Origin of the sequence: Candidatus Tumulicola sp., from assembly GCA_036490475.1 — a bacterium.
GTDB lineage: Bacteria > Vulcanimicrobiota > Vulcanimicrobiia > Vulcanimicrobiales > Vulcanimicrobiaceae > Tumulicola.
In genome coordinates this window covers 107,891-128,471 of sequence record DASXDT010000002.1, presented here as the reverse complement: position 1 = coordinate 128,471, position 20,581 = coordinate 107,891, and the positions used below count along the sequence as shown (strand labels likewise).

Annotated in this window: 21 protein-coding genes; 13 read left to right on the top strand and 8 right to left on the bottom strand. The window is 57.2% G+C overall.

All coding sequences use genetic code 11. The features are described 5' to 3' along the window. Positions 1–77 precede the first annotated feature (77 nt). On the bottom strand, positions 78–422 hold the full coding sequence (locus VGF98_02130) for a hypothetical protein (GenBank protein HEY1680421.1): 345 nt from the start codon (positions 420–422) through the stop codon (positions 78–80). A 289-nt stretch (positions 423–711) separates the two neighbouring features. On the opposite strand from VGF98_02130, the gene VGF98_02125 reads away from it, so the two are divergent. Further along, the gene (locus VGF98_02125; GenBank protein ID HEY1680420.1) at positions 712–1,428 is read left to right on the top strand and encodes an aquaporin; all 717 of its coding nucleotides are present in this window, start codon (positions 712–714) and stop codon (positions 1,426–1,428) included. Between the two features lies 1 nt (position 1,429). Next, the gene (locus VGF98_02120; protein HEY1680419.1) at positions 1,430–1,996 is read left to right on the top strand and encodes an inorganic diphosphatase; all 567 of its coding nucleotides are present in this window, start codon (positions 1,430–1,432) and stop codon (positions 1,994–1,996) included. A gap of 165 nt (positions 1,997–2,161) precedes the next feature. Here VGF98_02120 and VGF98_02115 read toward each other — a convergent pair whose 3' ends face one another. Continuing rightward, entirely contained in the window at positions 2,162–2,860 is a 699-nt protein-coding gene (locus tag VGF98_02115) for a hypothetical protein (GenBank protein ID HEY1680418.1), read from the bottom strand. A gap of 615 nt (positions 2,861–3,475) precedes the next feature. Continuing rightward, entirely contained in the window at positions 3,476–3,622 is a 147-nt protein-coding gene (locus VGF98_02110; GenBank protein HEY1680417.1) for a hypothetical protein, read from the bottom strand. A 447-nt stretch (positions 3,623–4,069) separates the two neighbouring features. Here VGF98_02110 and VGF98_02105 point away from each other — a divergent pair, with 447 nt between their 5' ends. The 3 genes from VGF98_02105 (at position 4,070) to VGF98_02095 (ending at position 6,628) form a co-directional block, all read left to right on the top strand. Beyond that, the gene (locus VGF98_02105) at positions 4,070–4,684 is read left to right on the top strand and encodes a hypothetical protein (GenBank protein HEY1680416.1); all 615 of its coding nucleotides are present in this window, start codon (positions 4,070–4,072) and stop codon (positions 4,682–4,684) included. Between the two features lie 830 nt (positions 4,685–5,514). Continuing rightward, positions 5,515–6,408, top strand: coding sequence for a cyclopropane-fatty-acyl-phospholipid synthase family protein (locus VGF98_02100; protein ID HEY1680415.1), 894 nt, complete (start codon positions 5,515–5,517; stop codon positions 6,406–6,408). A 1-nt stretch (position 6,409) separates the two neighbouring features. Then, positions 6,410–6,628 (top strand): class I SAM-dependent methyltransferase, encoded by a 219-nt coding sequence (locus VGF98_02095; GenBank protein ID HEY1680414.1) that lies wholly within the window; start codon positions 6,410–6,412, stop codon positions 6,626–6,628. A 701-nt stretch (positions 6,629–7,329) separates the two neighbouring features. On the opposite strand, the gene VGF98_02090 is transcribed toward VGF98_02095, so the two are convergent. Beyond that, positions 7,330–7,626 carry an STAS domain-containing protein gene (locus tag VGF98_02090; GenBank protein HEY1680413.1) on the bottom strand — a complete coding sequence of 99 codons (297 nt, stop codon included), beginning with the start codon at positions 7,624–7,626 and terminating at the stop codon, positions 7,330–7,332. A 491-nt stretch (positions 7,627–8,117) separates the two neighbouring features. On the opposite strand from VGF98_02090, the gene VGF98_02085 reads away from it, so the two are divergent. Further along, on the top strand, positions 8,118–8,897 hold the full coding sequence (locus VGF98_02085) for a Crp/Fnr family transcriptional regulator (GenBank protein ID HEY1680412.1): 780 nt from the start codon (positions 8,118–8,120) through the stop codon (positions 8,895–8,897). A gap of 618 nt (positions 8,898–9,515) precedes the next feature. On the opposite strand, the gene VGF98_02080 is transcribed toward VGF98_02085, so the two are convergent. After that, positions 9,516–10,370, bottom strand: a complete 855-nt coding sequence (locus tag VGF98_02080; GenBank protein ID HEY1680411.1) for an SDR family oxidoreductase — start codon at positions 10,368–10,370, stop codon at positions 9,516–9,518. Positions 10,371–10,563: 193 nt separating this feature from the next. Between VGF98_02080 and VGF98_02075 the strand changes: the two genes are divergently transcribed. The 5 genes from VGF98_02075 to VGF98_02055 all read left to right on the top strand — a co-directional run bounded on the left by VGF98_02075 (position 10,564) and on the right by VGF98_02055 (position 17,946). Next, positions 10,564–10,800: a hypothetical protein gene (locus VGF98_02075; GenBank protein ID HEY1680410.1), complete on the top strand. Its 237-nt coding sequence runs from the start codon at positions 10,564–10,566 to the stop codon at positions 10,798–10,800. 789 nt (positions 10,801–11,589) lie between these two features. Then, entirely contained in the window at positions 11,590–14,697 is a 3,108-nt protein-coding gene (locus VGF98_02070) for an FAD-linked oxidase C-terminal domain-containing protein (protein ID HEY1680409.1), read from the top strand. A 434-nt stretch (positions 14,698–15,131) separates the two neighbouring features. Then, positions 15,132–15,557 carry an ATP-binding protein gene (locus VGF98_02065; protein ID HEY1680408.1) on the top strand — a complete coding sequence of 142 codons (426 nt, stop codon included), beginning with the start codon at positions 15,132–15,134 and terminating at the stop codon, positions 15,555–15,557. 617 nt (positions 15,558–16,174) lie between these two features. Beyond that, positions 16,175–16,804 (top strand): SAM-dependent methyltransferase, encoded by a 630-nt coding sequence (locus VGF98_02060; protein ID HEY1680407.1) that lies wholly within the window; start codon positions 16,175–16,177, stop codon positions 16,802–16,804. Positions 16,805–16,857: 53 nt separating this feature from the next. Beyond that, positions 16,858–17,946: a glycosyltransferase gene (locus tag VGF98_02055; GenBank protein HEY1680406.1), complete on the top strand. Its 1,089-nt coding sequence runs from the start codon at positions 16,858–16,860 to the stop codon at positions 17,944–17,946. Here the strand turns inward: VGF98_02055 and VGF98_02050 are convergent. Both VGF98_02050 and VGF98_02045 read right to left on the bottom strand, forming a co-directional pair. Next, positions 17,838–18,731: a hypothetical protein gene (locus VGF98_02050; protein HEY1680405.1), complete on the bottom strand. Its 894-nt coding sequence runs from the start codon at positions 18,729–18,731 to the stop codon at positions 17,838–17,840. The two genes, VGF98_02055 and VGF98_02050, sit on opposite strands and share 109 nt — an antisense overlap. Positions 18,732–18,904: 173 nt before the next feature. Beyond that, a complete protein-coding gene (locus VGF98_02045) occupies positions 18,905–19,099 on the bottom strand; it encodes a hypothetical protein (protein ID HEY1680404.1) in 195 nt (64 codons plus the stop codon). Positions 19,100–19,144: 45 nt separating this feature from the next. Between VGF98_02045 and VGF98_02040 the strand changes: the two genes are divergently transcribed. Further along, positions 19,145–19,351 (top strand): hypothetical protein, encoded by a 207-nt coding sequence (locus tag VGF98_02040; GenBank protein ID HEY1680403.1) that lies wholly within the window; start codon positions 19,145–19,147, stop codon positions 19,349–19,351. Positions 19,352–19,453: 102 nt separating this feature from the next. Then, positions 19,454–19,615 carry a hypothetical protein gene (locus VGF98_02035; protein HEY1680402.1) on the top strand — a complete coding sequence of 54 codons (162 nt, stop codon included), beginning with the start codon at positions 19,454–19,456 and terminating at the stop codon, positions 19,613–19,615. A 17-nt stretch (positions 19,616–19,632) separates the two neighbouring features. On the opposite strand, the gene VGF98_02030 is transcribed toward VGF98_02035, so the two are convergent. Further along, on the bottom strand, positions 19,633–20,580 hold the full coding sequence (locus VGF98_02030; GenBank protein HEY1680401.1) for a glycosyltransferase family 9 protein: 948 nt from the start codon (positions 20,578–20,580) through the stop codon (positions 19,633–19,635). Between the last annotated feature and the right edge of the window lies 1 nt (position 20,581).

Here is a 20,581-nt window from a genome sequence, read left to right as displayed (position 1 = left end):
GCGAAAAACGTCCCGCAACGACACGTGCTACAATCGTGCGAAAGCGATTCGCAGGCAGCTGCTCGCGAACACGCGAATTAAACGGCCATCCCTAAATTTTTGGCCTGCCTTCGATTTCGCGGATACTTGATAGGCCTCAGCCGTCGGCCGATTGAGAGCCGCAGCCGTTTTTTTAGGACAAGGTCGTCCATTGTATCAAGTTTGACGTTGGTTTCGCGATGATGATGTGTACGGGTCTTTTCGCTTTCGAGTTCTTTCAAATGGACGACGGTCGGAACGTCCATGCGGTTGCGCTCGATTTCCAAAGCCGAATGGTGCTGGTCATGCCATGTCTGCGAGCGAGGTCGCCAACCGAAGCTCCGCGACATATTCATCGACGATGGCGACGATCTGCGCTTCGGTAAAGCGGCCCTTAAACGCATGGGTGGTTCTCCTTGCAGGCTCGGTCGAGCGGAAAACCACAATAATCCTCGGCTCCTGATTCAGGGCTATCCCACATCGACCTGGACATGGTGAGCTGCACGGGCGCCGAGAAATGCTAGCGTCGAGTCGCAACTAGCCATGCGGCGCACTACGATCGGGAGCAATCACCGGTTTGAAGGTTCCCGTTGCGGCGCTGGTCTGTCCGTAGAAGGCACGCTAAAGCATTTCGCGCTCCAGTAAGACGAGTTTAAGGCATGTGATTACCAGGTAGAAGTCACTTGAGGCGCCATGGCCAAAAACACCCGAAGTACATTGATTGGGCAAAAGCTGGCTGCCGAAGCAGTTGGCACGTTTCTGGTTACGGCGACCGCAATCGGAGTCGATATCTTCTACTACACGCAGGGAAATATCGACTATTCGTCGCGTTGGCTCGCGCGCGGACTATCCGTAGCAGCCGTGATATACGCATTTTCAGCGATCTCAGGAGCGCATGTCGATCCAGCGGTCACGCTTGGATTTGTCTTTCGGCGCGTCTTCCCCATTCGAATTGCCGCGGGCTATATTGCTGCGCAGTTCGTCGGCGCCCTCGTTGCAGCGGCAATGTTTTTAGCCGTATTCGGTCCGCAAACGCTGGCCCTCGGTGCGAGTCATCCGGGTCCGCACGTTTCAGCGCCGTTGGCCGCGGCGACCGAACTTGTTTTGACGTTCGCCCTGATGCTGGTAATTCTGATGACTGCCGAAGAGAAATCCGCCGTTGGGCCCAATACTGCGCTCGCCGCAGGCTTCGCGGTGGCAGCCTGCGGCTTCGTAGGCGGCCCTCTCAGCGGCGCCTCGATGAATCCGGCTCGAACGATTGCGCCACAATTACTAAGTTTCCAATTTCAGAACATCTGGATTTACCTCATCGGGCCGATCGCCGGTGCTGGCCTGGCGGTCGCTGTTCATGCTGGCATATGCGGGCGGGCGAGTTCATCCCAGGTACATGCTGCAAAAGGAGAAGAATAAGATGGCGAAGCGACAGATTTCGGCTGTGCACGAAATTCCCACTTGGAACAAGCTCGAAAAGAATGCAGTCAACGCAGTAATCGAGACGCCACGTGATCAGCGCCACAAGTATGCGTTCGACGAAAAGACGGGTCTCTTCCGACTGTCTATGCTGCTCGCCGAGGGATTACAGTGGCCGTACGACTATGGCTTCATTCCCCAAACATTGGCGGCGGATGGCGATGCACTCGACGTTCTCTATCTCGGTGAAAAGCCGACGTTCACTGGCTGTTTGGTAAGTGCGCGTATCATCGGTGTCGTGCGTCTGAAGAAAAATGGCAAAGAAAATGATCGGGTCTTGGGATGCCCGCTAAATCAAAAGGGCCTAACGCAGAAGTCCGACCCGTTCAACGACATTTCGGACGTACCCGAAGACATGATTCAAAGTATCTGCCGGTATCTCGTCGACTATTCTACCGCAGAGGGCAACGACCTAGAGTTCAAGGGCACCGGCTCGCGGAAAGCCGCCCTGAAAGCCATTGAGCACGCGCGTTCGGACTTCAAGAAAGCGAATAAACTCCAAGAGTAACGTTCTGCTCTAGGTTCCTGACTGAATCCGGCAGACTGTTTGATGAAGTATTCGACGAAAACGACAAATTGACACGCGGTAATTTCCAGCTCATGCGACCAATCCGGGCGATACAACGTTAAGATGTCCTAGACGACATCCTCCAACACGGGCTGGTATGCAGATCTAAAGGCTGCGTCGGATGACTGCGTCTTGATGCCCCAGATTGGTCGTACGTCCATATGGAGGGCTCCAAAAAAAAATGTGTGAGTCTACGTGCGGACCTTCCGATGAGTCACCGACCGAGCTTGAATCGAAGGTGTAGTTGCTGAACTGGGCATTGGCGGAAAGCAATAGATGCGTTTCTTTAATGTCGGCGGTGAGCCTCGCCGGCAGCATAAAGGCACCGACCCGGCTGAAGGTGACGTTCAATTTTATCCGGGTGCCCCCGGTATATACCGTATCGACTTCCCGCGTGCAGAACCTCGGCCCGAGCGTGACCGTCGCGCTCGTTAGCGTGGGATCGTCGATGGCGCGAAGCGCGTAGACGGTGTTTCCGGCGCCCTCACCCACCTCTTGGTAGAGGAAGCGCGAAGGCCACATCGCCGGATCAAGCATGGAAAGATCGATGTCGTGAGCGGGGTGCGGGGCAAACCACGGCAATCTGTCGATGTGAATGACATAAGACTTGCCTGGCCGGTAATTTCCGATGCCCTGCACGTGAAAGTGCAGCCATGGGAAGTGTCGCATGGCCATTGCCACGTCAACGTTAAAGCTATAGGCCGGTAGGGCGTCATCTCTCTCGAAGGCAGTGAGCGGTGATGTGCCGCCATTGCATGCCACCGACGACCCAGTGGAGATGAGTGCCCCAACGATCGGGCCCATCACATAGATGCTACGTCTGTGCATTCTCCGCCGTCGTGAGGAAGACGCTAGTGGCTTGTCGAGGACCATATAAATATGCCGTACCACTTTTCAGAATATCCATACGATGCCGCTCGCATTCTCTGCGCCCGCGGATGCGGCGGCAGTCGGCGAGATCGTTGAGCCATCTGGAGCGTTCGATGTAAGAAAACGGAATATAGTCCGAGCGCTTCTGCAGCCGGGAAATAGAGCCTAATACTCGGTATGCTCGTCGAAATCGCCGACATTGAGAATGTAAGGCCGCTTCGCGTGCGGCCAACTGCAGTTCGGAGCCGCTGCTCCAGGCATACACGTAGCTTTCGGAAATCAGCCGTCAAGCGGCGCAGAGATTCGCAGATCACGGATAATCTATACCCAGCCGCACCTAGTTACAGCGGTCCGGTAAGCGGCGTACGCTCGCCAACTCGCTCTTTCGTGGCCGCTCCTACGACAGCGATGGGCGCCGCACGCTCCTAAGGCGCTGCCTTCGCGTGGCCATTGAACAAAACCACAAGCTGGCGGTGATCTTAGACCCTAAGGAGTTCCGCAGGTGCCGGAGGAGCGGCAGATACCGCACCATCGGTGAACTGGCGAGCACTAAACGTGCGTCTTTCGATCGGCAATTTGCCGATGTTTGCCCGGAATCTCGAAATACGAAATGAACGCGGTGATGCGCACCAAGAAGTTTGCGCAAACGGTCGATGCTAGTAGAACGGCATCGTAGGCGATTTTAAGGATTACCAATACGCAGGACGGATATAACAAGCGAGCGTTGATTCTGTCTATCTTCCTTGCGAGGTCGACCTCCAGCCAACTGGTTGTAACCTCAAGGTCCAATCTTGAAACCTCGATGTGACTAAAGCGGGCATTGAGGGAGCAGCAGTGGTCGCGACAGGTCGAGGTTTCGGGCCGGGCGGTCCCAAAGTGATTGCACGGATAGGCTGTGCCGCGCGTCGTCCTTTCGCAAATAAGAAGGCGCGTCGAAAAGCAGACGGACCACTGGTGCCTCGCTTAACACCGAACCCTCGCAAAGGGAAGCGACCGAGCTGGAATCAGATTTGCCATCGGCAGCAGCTGAAAAGTGCCTTTCAGCAGGCGAGCATTATCTGTTTTTCGGGAAGGCTCAATGTGGAGGTTAAAATGGTAACAGCGACTACACCCTACACCGATAAAACGGTTCTCGAAGTCGAAATGACGGGTTCTGTTATGGAGGGGGCGATTGGAATCGCCGTCGTGGTTCTCGCAATTATCGGACTAGCGCACGTTGGTTCGGGATATTTTGGCGGCATCGCCGCAATCGCTCTGGGGGCTGCATTACTCGTGCAAGGAGCCGCGATCGGCGTCGAATACTCGAAGCTGCTCTCTGTGCTAACCGGAGGCAGCCTCGGAGCGGCCGAACTCGGCGGCGGTGTGACCGCCGAAATGCTCGCGGGTGGCGGCATCATTGTTCTCGGAATACTCGCTTTGCTGGGCTTCAGTTCCGACGTTCTGCTTTCGGCTGGAGTCATCGCCGTCGGCGCGGCGTTGATCCTTTCTGCCGGTGGTCTGCAGCGTTTGAATGCCCTCAAAGTTCAAGCCGTCGGCGTCTCGGAAATCGCGCAAAAGGTCACCGAAGGCGCAGTAGCATGCGCCATCCGCCGCACAAATTTTGTGCGGCGGCGCCGCGATTGTTCTTGGTATCTTGGCGCTAACCGTAGTCGCAAATTCGGCCGAGCTCATGCTCGTTGGCCTGCTCGTCCTCGGCGCAACGGTTGCGCTCAGCGGCACTGCCCTAACGGGGCGGCTACTTCGGCTCTTCAACCCTAAGTCAACCTAAAGCAACGGGGACTCCGCCGGGCAACTTTTAAAGGACTGCCCGGCGCCTCCCCGTCAGGCCATCGCACGCTCGAACGAATGCCGAAAATCCAGAACACCACCCATTAGGGTGGTTCAAAATAGTTTTGTCAATTTCACCACGCGGTTCCACGACGGCATCCAAACGAAAGTTGCGCCACCTCGACCTGCGAGATCGTACCGGTATTTTCGCGACCATTCACGGAACGCAATGAATGAACGATGCTCGGATCGCGCATGCGCTCTTCGATCACTAGCTGATGTGTTTTGCACGTACAGCGCTGTAGACTTTGTCATCGTGCCGGACGGTGGCGTCGGGCAAGGTTTGCGCCATACTGATCTTGCGTTGCTCGGATGGTAGTAGTCGAAGGCCTATCCAGACCACGCAGTCCCAAAGCGCAGGATGCGGTGAACGAAAACGCTCAAAGCGTTTGTCGAACGCCATATGCACTCTGAACAAGTTCGCAGACGGCAAAACCTGCAATGGTGCGCGCTCATCGCAAACGGGTACAAGCGGCTATGGAAGGTTCAAAAAATAACTGTCGAGGCGACGGCTGCACGTGCCAGGTCCGCACTGAAGGCGACTACTGCGATCCAAAATGCAAGGCCTCGAATGACAATGCTGACTGCCAGTGTGAGCACGCCGCTTGCAGGCGACACTCTGACGCCACGAAGAGCCGGTCCTAATGGACGGGCACGCCTCGCGGGACGACTACGTAGAGCCCACGCTCCATTTCCTGCTTGTACTGTTCGGAGACACATTCGCCTGCGACTTCAGCGTACGATTATGGAACGGAACGATTGTGAACGCGTCCGGACCGGCAACACGCTTCACGCTGTGCATTAAGCATCCGGCAGCTCTGCGTGCGATGTTAAGACGACCGGTCGACCTCGCAGCGGGACGAGCCTTCGTCGCAGGCCTGATCGATGTTGAAGGGGATCTTGAGCTTGCGATCGACTCGCTATTGCGTGTGACCGAGATGGGCGTCTTACGTATGTTTGGATTAATGAGCATAGCACGTCGGCTTCCACGAAGCCCGCTTCCGCCGCTACGCGAGGCTCGATTGCGTGGGCGAGCTCATTCTCTCGAACGCGATCGCGCGGCTATTGGATTTCACTACGATCTGCCGATCGCATTCTATCGCACGTTCTTGGACGACGTTGACGTATCGTGCGCGTATTTCGATGATGGTATAGAAGACCTGGGCGAGGCACAAGCTGCGAAGATAGACCATATCCTTCGAAAGGTCCGCTTACAGCCTGGAGAGCGCATACTGGACATCGGCTGCGGTCGGGGTGGCCTCGTCATGCGAGCATCGTCAGTCTTTGGCGCGTCGGCGACGGGCATTACATTGAGCGAAACGCAACTATTGGAAGCGCGCAATCGAATTGCGACCGAAGCGAAGAACGCGAGCGTGCGCCTGTGTGACTATCGTGAACTCGGAGACGAGCAGTTCGATAAGGTCGTCAGCGTCGGTATGTTTGAACATGTCGGACGTCGCAATCTCCAGGCCTACTTCAAAGCGGCATTCGATGCTTTGCGGCCGGGCGGTCTATTTCTCAATCACGGGATTGCGAATCGGACTGCTTCCCTGCGAAACAACCGAAAGGAAGCTTCGTCGGCCGTTTTATCTTCCCCGATGGCGACCTGCTACGAGTGTCTGACGCGCTACGCATTGCCGAAGCTGCTGGGTTGAAATTCGCGACGTCGAGAACCTCAGAGAGCATTACGTACGGACCCTCGGAATGTGGGTGGCAAAACTCGAACGGAATCGCGAGCGCGCTATCGCCGTGGCGGCGGAAGAGACATACCGCGCCTGGAGGCTGTACATGGCCGGCAGTGCGCAAAGTTTCGCGCAGGTCGGCTGGCTCTCTACCAGGTTTTACTCGCTCGACCCGACGACGCAGGCCACGTGACTGTCCCGGCAACGCGACGCGACATTTATGCCCCGAACCCTCGGTCCCTGATATGAGGCTATCGTGAAATTCGAAGTGCGATTATCCGCGTTCGGATTTGCGCGAATTTCCGGGCAAACTGACCCGTGGACTCGGCCCCATCGTTTCAATGCCTTAGGACCGCCGCCACTCGAATATCGACCGGTTAGGCGCGCCAGTTAGCAGCTACAACGCTCCCCTGTAATGCGACGGGCAACTGCACTCGTACCACGTTGCCATCTTTGTTTCGTGAGACACTGATATTGTGCTCAATTGGGAGATAATGTACAGGCCTCGGCCGCCTTCGCTATTCGCCGGTGGCAGTGACGGAGCAGAGCAAAAGGGAGCACCGGTATCGGTCACCTGCAGCGTCAGGGCACCTTGTGCGTAGCCGCCCACCCTGATCTGAATCGGCCCCGCCGCATGGCGGATCACATTAGCGATCAATTCAGTAAATATAATGAGCGCGCCGTCATAGTCCGAATCCGGAGTACACGCAGCGCGAAGAAATTCTAAGTAACTCTGTCGCTGAGGGAGGGCTTCTTTGGCATCGTCGGCTCGAAAAAGCCAGTCGCGCGCGACCATCTGCTTCCAATCTGTGAAGGATTCGGTCGAGATGCGCCTCTGCAAATCGACCGTGTTACACGTCTACCCCGCAAAGGTGAACTATACGCAGTAGACGATTAGCCGTCGGGTCGGACGTTTTCGATCACGAACAATCGATCGAGCTCCAGCAAACCAAGCATTCTGGCTGTGCTGGGTGCGACGTTTTGTAGCCTGAGGTTAGTATCTGCAGCGTGTTCTCGCCAGATACTGAGTTGCGTGATCAGTACACCGAAACACGAGCAATCGATAAAATCGGTCAACGCAAGGTCGAGCACGACGTCGCTTTGCGGCTCGGTCTGTCCGAGCTCCGTCCATAGGTCGCTCTTGCGAGCAATATCGTAATCGCCACCTTGGAGCAGCAAGGGCTTAGTCATGACGCGTACGTGGCTCCTCTCAGTCGGCTGGACATCCACATTATAATGCCGTACATGGCCACCGTTCCGTATAAAACCGAGCATAAACGAGTGGAGCTTCAGCAACAGCGAACGCCCGAGTGTCTACACGGAATGCTCTCAAGCGTCCGTCGTCTGTAACACGAAGTCCGTATCGAGTGGGATATGTTCGGACTCATGTTGTTAGGGGTATACGCTTCTCACGAGCGCACCGGCCGAGCGACTCGCAAGCCGGGGGCTTTGACGCAGCCTCCGGCTGACCATGTCAAATTGTGCCTTCTGCCGCATTTCGGACATTAGGGCAAGTAGGCGATGCGCCCGGGTGAACCCCTATCCGAACGGGAAGAGCTATGTTACTCGACGCATGACCTCAGCGAGCGCGGTCGCGGCCTCAACATAGAGTTGCCGTCGGCCTGTACCGAGCACCCAGTTTCAGCCGACTTTCTATGGAGCCGGCAAGAACGGACTCGGCAATGGCTCCCGTACCAGAAAAAACCACAACGGGCAACCTTTTCCTCGATCACCTTCCGCCGCAAGTCTTAGCGGCGATTCGGCCATCGCTGACGTTCGCATCGTTCAGGCGCGGTGAGACTATCTTCGAGTCCGATGCCGCCTATCAAAGAGTTTTATTTCCAATCGGCAGTATCGTGTCGATCGTACTCGAGATGCTCGATGGTTCAACGGCGGAAGTCGGCCTGATCGGACGTGAGGGAATGACGGGGTTGTCGATCGTTCTGGGCCAGGCGGCGGCACAGCAACGGGCAATCGTGCAAGTACCTGACTCGGCGCAATGTTTGTCGGTATCCGACCTTAGAGATCTTATCGAGAGGGAGCCGGAACTGAAAGCTTCTATGCTTCGCTACGCGCAGGCGACCATAAACACGGGTACGTATTTGTCGGCCTGCAACAGCCTACATGCGACGAATGAGCGTTGCGCGCGCTGGCTCCTCATGGCGCACGATCGCGTGAGCGATGACGTAATACTCCTAACGCAAGAATTCTTGAGTCAGATGCTCGGGGTCCAAAGAACGGGCGTGAACGTTGCCGCAGGCGCGCTGCAAGAGGCCGGGTTCATCTCCTACGCACGCGGTCACATTACCATTCGCAATCGCCGGGGGCTCGAATCGGCCGCGTGCGAGTGCTACGAAAGGATCGACCAAGCATGGCAGACTGTCATGGGATACTCGACGAAGAAAACGAGCTGGCACTCGGCACATCGCGCTCACGCAATCCATGCGGACGGGCAGGCTTAGACAAAGTAAATGACTTCTGCGGACGCTTTTTCCGGTGCGAGAGGGGGTCCATAGGGCCAGAAAAGGCCCTCGGACCAGCGTCCCTGGCTCTCATCTCCAGAGTGGTTCGACCGCGCTATGAAGAAACACTACCGTTATCCCGCAGCAATGTAGTGTTACCGTCGAGGTAGCTCGCGAAGTATTCATTTGTGGAGTGATTCGCTCGCCAAACCATACGAACGATTCTTCATCACAGGTAACCAAGATGTTCGTATCCCGATTGAATGCTTTCGAGTAGTGACGTGCCCGAAACTCTACTTTTCCGCAAGCGCGCGCAGCGCGAGTACTTCGTTGGATTGGCGCATGCAGCTCCGTTGCCTAGCGTCAAATATGCAGTTTAATACCAACGCTATATCGAGTGTGAAGCACAGTCATTCAATAAACCCGTCCTCTCCCGAACGTAATCGTGCTACTCGTTTAGTACGCGTGCCCAACCGTGCAGAGCTAAGGGATCCCAAGTTTTCACGGGAACTACTTGCGTCGCTGGCTTCGTTGAACTAAATGCATCACTCGCAGACGTACACACACTCCTCGTCCTGTTCAACTTGCAGCGAGAAGGGTCTAGCGGACGTCTAGCCGCTAGCCATTGACGACGGTACCGCCGTTGACGTGAATCGTCTGTCCGGAGATATAGGAGGCGTCGCTGGACGCGAGAAACACAACAACCGCGGCGACTTCGTACGGTTGCCCAGGCCGCTTCATCGGCGTGTCGGCCCCGAAGCTTTCGACCTCTTGACGGTCGAACGTGGCGGCGATTAGCGGAGTCCAGATCGGCCCCGGAGCGACGGCGTTAACCCGGATTCCCCGGTCGACAATTGCGTTCGATAGGGCGCGAGTGAATGAGACCAACGCGCCTTTGGTCGCCGAATAGTCAAGCAGTTTCGGGTTGCCTTTGTAAGCGGTTATCGAGGCAATGCAAATGATCGAAGCGCCGTCATTGAGATGCTTGAGCGCCTCCTGCACAGTGAAGAATTGCGCGAACACGTTCGTCCGGAACGTCCGCTCGAGCTGCTCGGCTGAAATATCTTCGGGGTGATCCTGGGGATGCTGCTCGCCGGCTCCGTTCACGAGCACATCGAGCCGGCCAAAGCGCTCCACCGTCCTCGTGACGAGACTGCGCGCCACATTTTCCTGGCCAATATCTCCAGCCAACAGTTCGCATTTGCGACCCTTTTCCTCCACGAGACGACGAGTTTCTCGAGCGTCGTCGTCTTCTTCCAGGTAGCCTATCGCAACGTCTGCGCCCTCTTTGGCCGCAAGCACGGCCACCGCGCGTCCGATGCCGCTATCACCGCCCGTTACTAAGACGACGCGATCCTTCAAGCGATTCGAACCGAGCGTCTGGGATTCGGTCTGCGGTTGCGGGCGCAGCTCATCTTGGCGCCCTGGCTGCCGGTCCTGATGCTGGGGCGGTAACGTCTTTGACTCACTCATATCTGTGATGTACCCGAACATGTAAGCGCTGCAACGAGAACAATCCTGGGAGTCGCGCTTTTTCGGAGCGGTTCGATGCTGAGCTGATGCCGCGTTGTCCGCCGCTGCAGCGACGAATACAATGAGCACGTTGTAAGCCCTGTGACTCCGCACCCACGATCCTCAATCTCGGAGCTCAGAACGTGCAAGCAGAATGGGCTCACTGAAGCTGCGCTCCGTCATTTTCTCGCAGTTCAGCGGCCATTTGCTCAGCCTCGCTGGCGGCGAGGACAAGGTGATTGTCGGCTTTCTCGACCGCTTAAGAAATGGATGGAGTTTTCTCGCTGCCGTATGTGGTACGACGACGATTTTGTTGGGATATCCTGAAATGCCGCCAACATTTTTCAAGGAGTCGGCTGATCTTCGAGTTGCGCAATACCTCGTCGGTTAGAAGTAAGGCGGCGCATGATGGCCTGATCACGACCGCAAGCGCTCGGTCGTTCGCGGATCTGCCCGTCGTAAGTAACCTGGACGCATCCGCATCGAAAGGTGCATTGCGGGGTACAGACGCTTAAGGAGGATGGCGTTTGTGAGTCAGCGCACGCGTGTATTGCTGAGGACAGAGTTCGGCCTAGAGCAAAGGACCCTGAGCCCGAGTTTACGAGTCACGAAACCCGACTGCATAATCAATGCGTGCGACGTAGACGCGAACGTCCAGACAGATCCGTTCTTCAAACCGGGAGCCTATCGGATTATTCGCGAGCCCGGCGCGCAAGGGCGCTGCGAACGGACGATCGATGGTCATTCAGTCCATAACGAGCGTCGCCTAAAGAGCGTCGCCGATCGCCTCCCGGGATATTAGCGGCCCCGCTCATGACCGCCGAAATTCAAGGTTTCAGCCTATTGCATTTCAGCCGCGGGCCCCGGTGAATCGGCTGGAACGATATTCTTGGGCCACGACCGACGGTTCTCGTCGAGACTGCGCTCAAGAGACACTTTGGTACCGACTGGACCTATTCCCGGGAACGATTCGGTCGTCAAACGAGAGGCATATGGACCATTTTTGCGATCGCGCTCGACTTGAAAAAATGTTGTTTGACGGTTTCGTCGATTCGGTAGCTGGCGCACTACGTCCCAATCGATATAGCGCCGGCCGTGATCTAACATTTATGCACGCCAACGCGCGAAACCCTGGGGTCTGGAAGTTATGATTGACTTAATCGGCGGGATAGAACAACTGATGGCTCGCAGGGAGGCAAGTCGGCAACCGCCCCCTGGGATTCGGCCCGACCAACGGGGCACTTGGGAAGGAAACGCCCGAACCCTCGAGGCCGAATTACAGGCACGCATCGGCGGAGAGGTATGCTTTGACGACGCTTCGCGTGCGCTCTATGCAACCGATGCGTCGAACTATCGACAGATTCCGATCGGCGTCGTGGTTCCCGAGAACGAGCAAGATGTTATAGCGACCGTGGAGATCGCGCGACGCCATGGAGCGCCGATCCTCGCACGTGGGGGCGGAACATCCCTCGCAGGGCAGGGTTGCAATGTGGCAGTCGTCATGGATTTCACCAAGCACATGGACCACATACTGGAGATCGACCCCGAGGGCCGCTGGGCGAGGGTGCAGCCGGGCGTCGTGTTGGACGATCTCCGAGACGCCGTAGGAAAATATGGACTCACGTACGGTCCCGATCCCGCGACGCACACGCACAACACCCTCGGGGGAATGATCGGCAATAATTCTTGCGGGATGCACGCACAGATGGCGGGTAAAACCGAAGAGAACGTTATCGAACTCGACATTCTCACGTATGACGGCGTGCGCATGACCGTCGGGCCGACATCGAATTCGCAGCTTTTGACTTTCTGCCAACGCGACGATCGGATCGGCGAGATCTATCGCGGGTTGCGGTCTATTCGCGACCGGTACGCTGAGGCGATTCATGAGCGCTTTCCGGATATTCCTCGCCGCGTTTCTGGGTATCCGCTAGAAGAGTTGCTTCCCTCACATGGCTTCGATGTCGCGCGCTCGTTGGTCGGAACCGAGTGTACGTGCGTAATCGTCCTTTCCGCCAAAGTGAAGCTGATCGAAAATCCGAATAAGCGCTGCATTCTAGCGCTTGCCTTCGACGACGTTTATCGGGCGGCCGATGCCGTCCCGCGTGTTAACGAACATAAGCCGATCGCGCTCGAAGGTTTCGATCACAAGCTGCTCGACTACATGCAGCTCAAAAGCTTTCATACGAACGACGAGTGGCTGCTTCCGACTGCGAACAATAGCGCAAAAGGCTGGCTCATGTGCGAGTTCGGCTGCGTGAACGATCTGGACTCCGCCGTCGCCATCGCCAAATCGTGCGAAGCCGACTTGCGTAACCATGGTGCGACTGACTCGCGAGTAATCGTTGATGAGAAAGAGCAGAAAGAACTGTGGGAAGTTCGCGAAGCCGGACTCGGCGCGACGGCGAAAGTGCCGAACGAGCCGCCATTTCATCCCGGCTGGGAAGACTCCGCGGTAGCGCCCGCCAGGCTAGGCGAGTATTTGCGCGAGTTGCGCGCCCTCTACCACAAGTACGGTTATAAAGCCGCGCTTTACGGCCATTTCGGACAAGGCTGCATCCATTGCCGCGTTTCCTTCGAACTCGATACGGCCGAGGGCGTGGCGAAGTGGCGTTCTTTCATGCATGAGGCAGCGCACATGATTCGTCGGTTCGGCGGCTCGCTTTCGGGCGAGCACGGCGATGGGCAAGCGCGTGCTGAACTGCTGCCGATCATGTATGGCGATACGATCGTCGAAGCATTTCGAGAATTCAAGCGAATATGGGATCCCGATTCGAAGATGAACCCGGGGAAATCCGTCGACGCCTACGCAATCGACACTAATCTTCGGGAGGGCCCTTACTACCGGCCGCACGAGCCGGAGACGATCTTTAGCTTTCAGGCTAAGGACCACGGCTCATTTTCGTACGCTGTCAATCGTTGCGTTGGCGTCGGAAAATGCCGTCGTCATGAGGGCGGTACGATGTGTCCCTCGTACCGTGTCACGCGCGACGAAAAGCACGCTACTCGTGGCCGGGCGCGATTGCTGTTCGAGATGCTCGAAGGCGCGCCGTTGCAAGACGGTTGGAGGTCCGAAGGAGTAAAGGAGGCGCTCGATCTTTGTTTGGCGTGCAAGGGTTGCAAAGGCGAGTGCCCCGTCAACGTCGACATGGCGACCTACAAAGCTGAGTTCTTATCGCACTATTACAAGGGCCGTCTGCGTCCGATATGGGCATACGCGTTTGGCTTGATTCCCTGGTGGGCGCGGCTGGGATCGCGTTTTGCTCGCCTCGCGAACGCGTTGTCTCAGACTCCTCCCTTCGATGCGCTTCTTAAGCGTGCCGTTCGTATGGCTCCGGAACGCAACATTCCGCCGTTTTCCTACAGTTCGTTCACGAGCTGGTATCGCGCGCATAGAAAATACCGGCCTAATGCCGGCAAGAAGCGCGTGATTTTGTGGGTCGATACTTTCAATAACTACTTCCACGCCGAAACGGCCCGGCACGCGATGGAGGTGTTAGAGCAGGCCGGTTACGACGTTCTCATACCAGCACGACCACTGTGCTGCGGCCGGCCGCTCTACGATTACGGGATGCTCGAACTGGCAAAAGCCGTGTTGCGCGAAGTCATCGATACGTTGCGACCTGAAATCGAAGCCGGCACTTCCGTCATCGGCTTAGAGCCGTCGTGCGTCAGCGTCTTTAAGGACGAACTTCTTAATCTGTATCCGAACGACAAGGACGCGCACCGATTGAGCAAGCAGGTAGTGATGTTCGGTGACTTTCTTGCCAATGACGAATCATGGCATCCTCCCCGCTTGAAAGTCGCTGCCACGGTGCACGGTCATTGTCACCACAAAGCGACCCTCGGCACCGAGGGCGATGCCACCGTTCTCAAGCGAATGGATGTCGATGCGACCTGGCTGGACGATGGCTGCTGCGGAATGGCCGGCGCATTCGGCTTTGAAAAGGGCGAGCATTACGACGTTTCGGTTGCTGCCGGAGAGCTCGGATATTTGCCCCACGTTCGCAGTACGCCGCCCGAAGATCTCGTTATTAGCGACGGCTTTTCTTGCCGTGAACAAGCCGCGCAAACGACAAATCGGCAAGCGCTCCATTTGGCCGACGTCATTTGGTTGGCTCTCCAGCCCGGCCGCATTTGCGGGGATCGACCGGAATTATTCGCAATGCCGGACGTGCGCACGGTTCGTTCGCGCGCTCGTCGAGATTTTGCTCGAGGGATCCGCGTCATCGCCTTGACCGTCTTGGCTCTTGGAGCAATGTATTGTTTGAAACGGGGCCAGTCGTGAGTCACTTTCCGGCGTCACGTCCGTAACGCGTTCCGACCCGATGCCGGTCTGTCGTGGTTCGTCTGTTAGACTCCCGATGAGCGGACGACGTCATATTGGATCGCGAGACCGCGGCCTTTAGTAGAAGCGTACTTGATCGCACCGCCGTACGTACCGAGGATGCCAATATGGTAGACATGGACATGCCGTGCTCGTCGGGGCCGCAGTCGCGTAAATCTTATTTTTCCTTTAAAGGTTAACCGCAGAACGGTTCGACGCTCGTCCGTGCCTATACGTTCGGCGATACACAACAACAGACGCGCAGAAGCGATGTTCGTCGGTAGCCAGACTACCTAGCGAATGCTTCACCCCGCCACCAGTAGGATAGTCGGCTCCTGAATGTTCGGTCCCGATCATTCGATTGCGTCGCCGTAAACCAAGCGGGGTTGACGTTGATGAGCACTGGGAACATCCACGGCATGTGTAACAGTGGCCTCTTATGGAAATGCGAATCCCAGAACCCGCTAACTGCGCTGGAACGGCATGGGGCATTTTTAGAGTCCATACGGCAGCACGCCGGGTGGGAAGTGGACGAGGATGCGGCCGCAGTGATCTTCCTAGAGCTGGTGGCGAATGTTATCAAACATTCCCCAGGGCCAATACGCGCTTCGCTCAATTGCAATGCCGATCAACTCGCTCTGCATGTGGAAGATGACGGAAACCTTTTTGCGCTCGAGCCTCGTTTGCCGCCGAGTGCGCTGGACGAAGGCGGTCGCGGACTGTTCATTGCTGCGCAATATGCGAGTGCATTGCGAGTCGAAGGTCGTTCCGGCGGCGGAAAGATTACTATAGCTATATTACCAGAAAAACTGTCGGGTTAGGATTCAAGTTTGATCTCAGGCGCGAATATCTGATCGATTCCGTCAATGTAAGGAGCTTTGTACGTCTGCGCTGGTTGGTCATCGACCAGTGAGCAGGCGGTCACAAAAGGCGCTCCAACGCCGTCGTATCGGCTTTGGGGTGTTGTTCAGGACGAACAGCACGCGGAACGTGACGATCGTTGTTCTGTGTGGATAAGGAGCTACCAACCGTTCGTGTACTTATTACCGGTTCGAACAGGCGCAGACAACGACAGCGCTAAGTGCGGCCCTGTCGCCGCTGAAAATGAGACGAGCGATTCATTGCCGAGGCGAATGTACAAGCCATTGTTCATAGGAGTCTCGCGTTAAAGCGTTATTCTCGACAGTATGTCCACCTCGGCGATCCGAAGTCGGAGTGGTGGCTTCGCCTCCGCAGCATTCGTCAATGGCTCGCGTTGATCACCCGGTCCACTCGGCCAAGGGCCACGCGCTTTTGCCTGGCGCAGAGGGCCTCCGACCTGACCCATAAGGAACGGCGCTCCCCTCTTTTGGAGATGCCAAGTGCGTTCAACCCTGCGTGACACTGCTTGAGTTTCGCAAAGCTGGAGCAGACGACCGAATAGTGGGTTTCCGACGTCATGGACCCGAAACTCCGCAAGACTAACTGCTCTACTTTCGAGGTTGTGCTTGTGACGCGAAACCGCTCGCTTGGCGCCGAGTATTTTGATCGACTTTACTCCGCCTGCCCAGATCCCTGGAACTTCGAAACAAGTACGTACGAAACCGATAAATACCGTGCGACCGTCGAGGCTCTCGGATCACGGCATTTTGGAAACGCCCTCGAGATCGGTTGTTCGATCGGAGTTCTTACATCACTACTGGCCGACCGCTGTACGAGGCTGCTTTCCATCGACGTGAATCGGTACGCTCTGCGAACCGCTAAGCTTCGCTGCAACAAGAAAGCAGGCGTCACCTTTGCCCGCATGCTAGTGCCAAATGATTTTCCACCCGGAAACTTTGATCTTATCGTCCTTTCAGAGGTGGGATACTATTGGTCGAAAGCAGACCTGCTACGAAGCATCGGTAAAATCGCTGTGGCGGTGCAACAAAAAAAGGGGGCCGTTGAACTCGTACATTATTTGCCGAAGGTGCACGACTATCCGCTGAGCGGGGACGAGGTACACGATGCCTTTTTGGCCGACGGGCGTTTCAGACGTCTTCGGAGCGATCGAACCGAAAACTATCGGCTGGATGTATTGACGGTTTGAACCTTACCGCTTTACTCGGATCGGTACCCCTCCCTCGAGCGTGTTCTTTAATCGTGACGATACCTGCGAGAAACGAAGAGCGCGCTATCGTTGATGCGCTCGGTTCGATCGCAACGCAAACCGCAACGGACTGTTTTCTTGTGATCGTTTTTGCCAATAACTGTAACGATGAGACCGCGAGGAAGGCGCGAGAATTCGCCGAGAGCCGCCCGCAACTCCGGCTTCACATTGCCGAAGGCCACCTTTCGCCGCCTTTCGATCACGTAGGTACGGCTCGCAAAGCCTTAATGGATTATGCAGCCGAGCGGTTTTTCGAAGCCGGCAGACCTCGCGGAATTATGGCGACGACCGATGCAGATACATGCGTGGCTCGGGACTGGGTGGCTGAAACGCTAATCGAGATGAGGCATGCGGATGCAGTCGCAGGCTTGGTCGAGATCGGGGCTATTGAGAGGCGCAATTTACCGCCAGCGGTACGTGCCTTGTACGCTCAGGAAAATGCATTCAGAAGGGCGTGGGCCAAACTCGAAGCACTCATCGATCCGGTGCCAGAAGACCCGTTTCCACGTCATTGCAGCTTCGTGGGTGCCAGCTTTGCCGTGACGGCGGAGATCTACCGCCGCGCGGGCGGACTCCCTGAAGTGCCGGCTTTGGAGGACCGCATATTCTTGCACGCGCTGCGGCGCGTCGACGCAAGAGTTCGCTTTAGCCGGAAGGTGCGGGCCGCTACGTCTGGGCGTCCCGACGGCCGCGTCGAGGGCGGCTTTGGGACGCTCGTAAAGCATTTGTATACGCAAGGCGCGCATGGTGGAACATTGCTGGTGGAGAACCCTTGCCAGATATTCGAAGAGGCGCAGAGCCGAGCAGCGTTACGCCGCATTTGGCGCGGATCGTGCGAGAATATTGATATGACGATTGTATGCAAGATGTTCGAGACAACGCCCGAGCAAGTGCAGCAATTGATCGACGATGGAAGGCCTTTTGGCGAAAACTACGAGGCGCTCGAAAAAGGTTCGAACGCCGCCGACCGCGCTTATCCGCTGGTTCCGGTGGGCGAGGCGATAGAAGGATTGCATGCTCTGGCGGCAGCGGCGAAAGCCGCGGCACCAACCCGTAGTAGGGCAGCATCCGGCGCGGGTTGACGCAAGTACATTTGCAAATCGCGGATGAGGCGTCCGAAAGGTAATGGCTCGATCAAGCCGCGCGCGCCGACGCTTCGCACCACCAATTCGCTTACGTCGAGCGCGTAATGTTCGATTACTACCCGGGCCATGTCAACGACTTCCATCACATTGTCTGCGTTAACTTGCGAAGGGTCGGCATCAAATTGCATCCAGGATTCAATCCCCGCATCTAACCAGAGCCGGCTCGTTCGAATGGCGACGCGAATTTGCGCCGCGCGCATTTGTTGAAGGCTATCGCCGTGCCGATTTCGGTCGATCAAGTACGCGAGTGCTTCGCATTCGAGACGCTCGAGGATGCCGACGTGTACACCTATGAAACGCAGCGCACCGCCGGCAAACCATGGCTGGGCCTCGTAGTCACCCGGTTTGCCGATGAAGTCATCTAAAGTCAATTCCACGCCGTCGAAAACAACTCGGAAACTGTCCGAGCGTTCCATGCCCATAGGCAGCCATGCGGACCGATCGATCGTGACCTGCACTCGATCCATGGGAACGACGCACATTTGCAGCGACCCATTGGGCAGCGCACTGGTAACTAAGGCTCTTGTGATCGTGCCCGCCCCGGAGGCCCACGTTTTCGCTCCCCGCAACACAAATGTGCTGTCGACGACGGGCTCGAGTCGCAAACCGTCGGCATCCTGGGTATTCCACACAGCGAAGATGTGGCCGTCGGAGATATCGCGTTCTAACCGTTCGCGTTGTTCGTCGGTTCCACAGCGCGCGATGAGCTGCACGCCGTTCACATGTCCCTCGAAAATTCGCCCAGAGCTTGGGTCCTTGTTGCCCGCCTGACGCAGAGCATGCATTTCCGCTGCACGACCGACCAGGGGGATCCCACGGGCATCTGAGCGCGCAGCCCGTAACACTTCTTCGGGCAGCTCCTGTGCTATTTGAACCGGCCCGGCAGTATCTTTCGTCATCGACTTTCCCCATAAAAGGCTTCTGTCGGGCGAAGCCACTCATCAATGAGCGTCTCATCGATGCGGAACCCCTGCGGATCGTCGTCGATGAGCGCGCTGGTTTGACTCCGATGCTGCAACAGTGCTCGCCGTTTGGCGTTGACCGCGTCCGCGTCCAGCCCGACCTCGAAAGCATTCTGCGAATTTAGCATCCGAAATCGCTTTTCGCCGCCGCGAATTGCGGTCCATACAGCGTAATGGACCGAACGGGGTGGCCGCTCGATCAAACGAAGCGCCATCCGGATCGCGCGGGCGGTGGCGATGTGGTCGCTGTGCGGATCGTGGGGCCACGGTCCGAGGATCGTATCGATTTTCAAATTGCATATCGCGCCATGAATTTGTTGGACGACCCACTCCCGGCGCGCAGGCGCGAGCGTGGCAAGCGCGCCATCCTGAACGCGTAAGAAAATGGGCCGTGTCGAAACGCCGAGTTCGATCAGCGCAGCGCGTGCCTCGTCCTCTCGTAGCAGAGTCAGCCGCGGAGGGGGGAAGCGAAGCGAATGCGGATGGCTGGCTCGACCGTCGGTGACGTACAGTACCGTCGGCTGTATCCCGGCGCGGGCAAGGCCATGCAAGGTGCCACCGCAACCGATCACGTCGTCATCCGGATGCGGCGCGACCACCAGCACATGCCGGCCCGTGCCTATCCAAGCGGGCGCGGGCCGTAACGCAGCGTCGCCAGCCCTTAACAAAGCGCGGCCGCGGGAAGCGAGCGCAGAGCATCGATCACATCCGCTGCGGAAATCGAAAGCAGTCCCGCATCGATTCGATCGGCGTGCGGGTCGCCGCGTCCGCCCGCCCAGAGCACGCGATGAATCGGTCGCGCCGGCGGACCCCAGTGCGCCGGTGGGGTGGGTCCGAAAAGCACCACGGAAGGGCGTCTAAATGCCGTAGCGAGATGCGCGATTCCGGTATCTCCACAAACAATTCGCTCGGCTACACCAATCAGCTCTGCTAACTCGAGCACGTTAGTGCGCCCGGCAAACACGCACTCCTCGGGAACGGCCGCCGCTCTCGCGATCGCAAGCGCGCAGCGCACCTCGTCCGGGCCTCCGGTAATAACAACTCGGCGGCCCGCGTCCCGCTCAGACCGCACGACGTCAATCCAGCGTTCGGACGGCCAGCATCTCGCGCGACTGCTCGCCCCGGGATGAACCACTGTCGCTCCGCGCGCCGTTTCCGTGAGCGCCGTCGTATTTGGAGCGGCGACATCCAAGTCATTAGGGTCGGCCGGGATGCCCGCGTGCTGGAGCAATCGGCACCATCGCGCGACTTCGTGTTCCTCGGCGTCGTGCTTCGCTCCGTCGGCGCTCTGCGGGATCTCGAGAGTGCGAAACGCGACGAGCCGGGCGGCCCTCGCCTCAACCAGCAGCCGATGCGACGCCGGGCCTTTCCCATGCAGATCGACTCCGATATCGGCGTCATACAGTTGCGGACTGAGCGGCTCCAATTCGTGCGAGTCACAAACTTCATCGATCGCATTACCGAGTAAGCTCGCTAGCGGAGCGAGCTCCCGCGGAGCAGCAAGCTGGATGAAACTGGATGGATAGGCACGTCGAATGGCACGATACGCCGGCACGCCGGTAAGAAAGTCGCCCACTTTGAGGGCACGAAGCGCAACGATGCGGTGCATG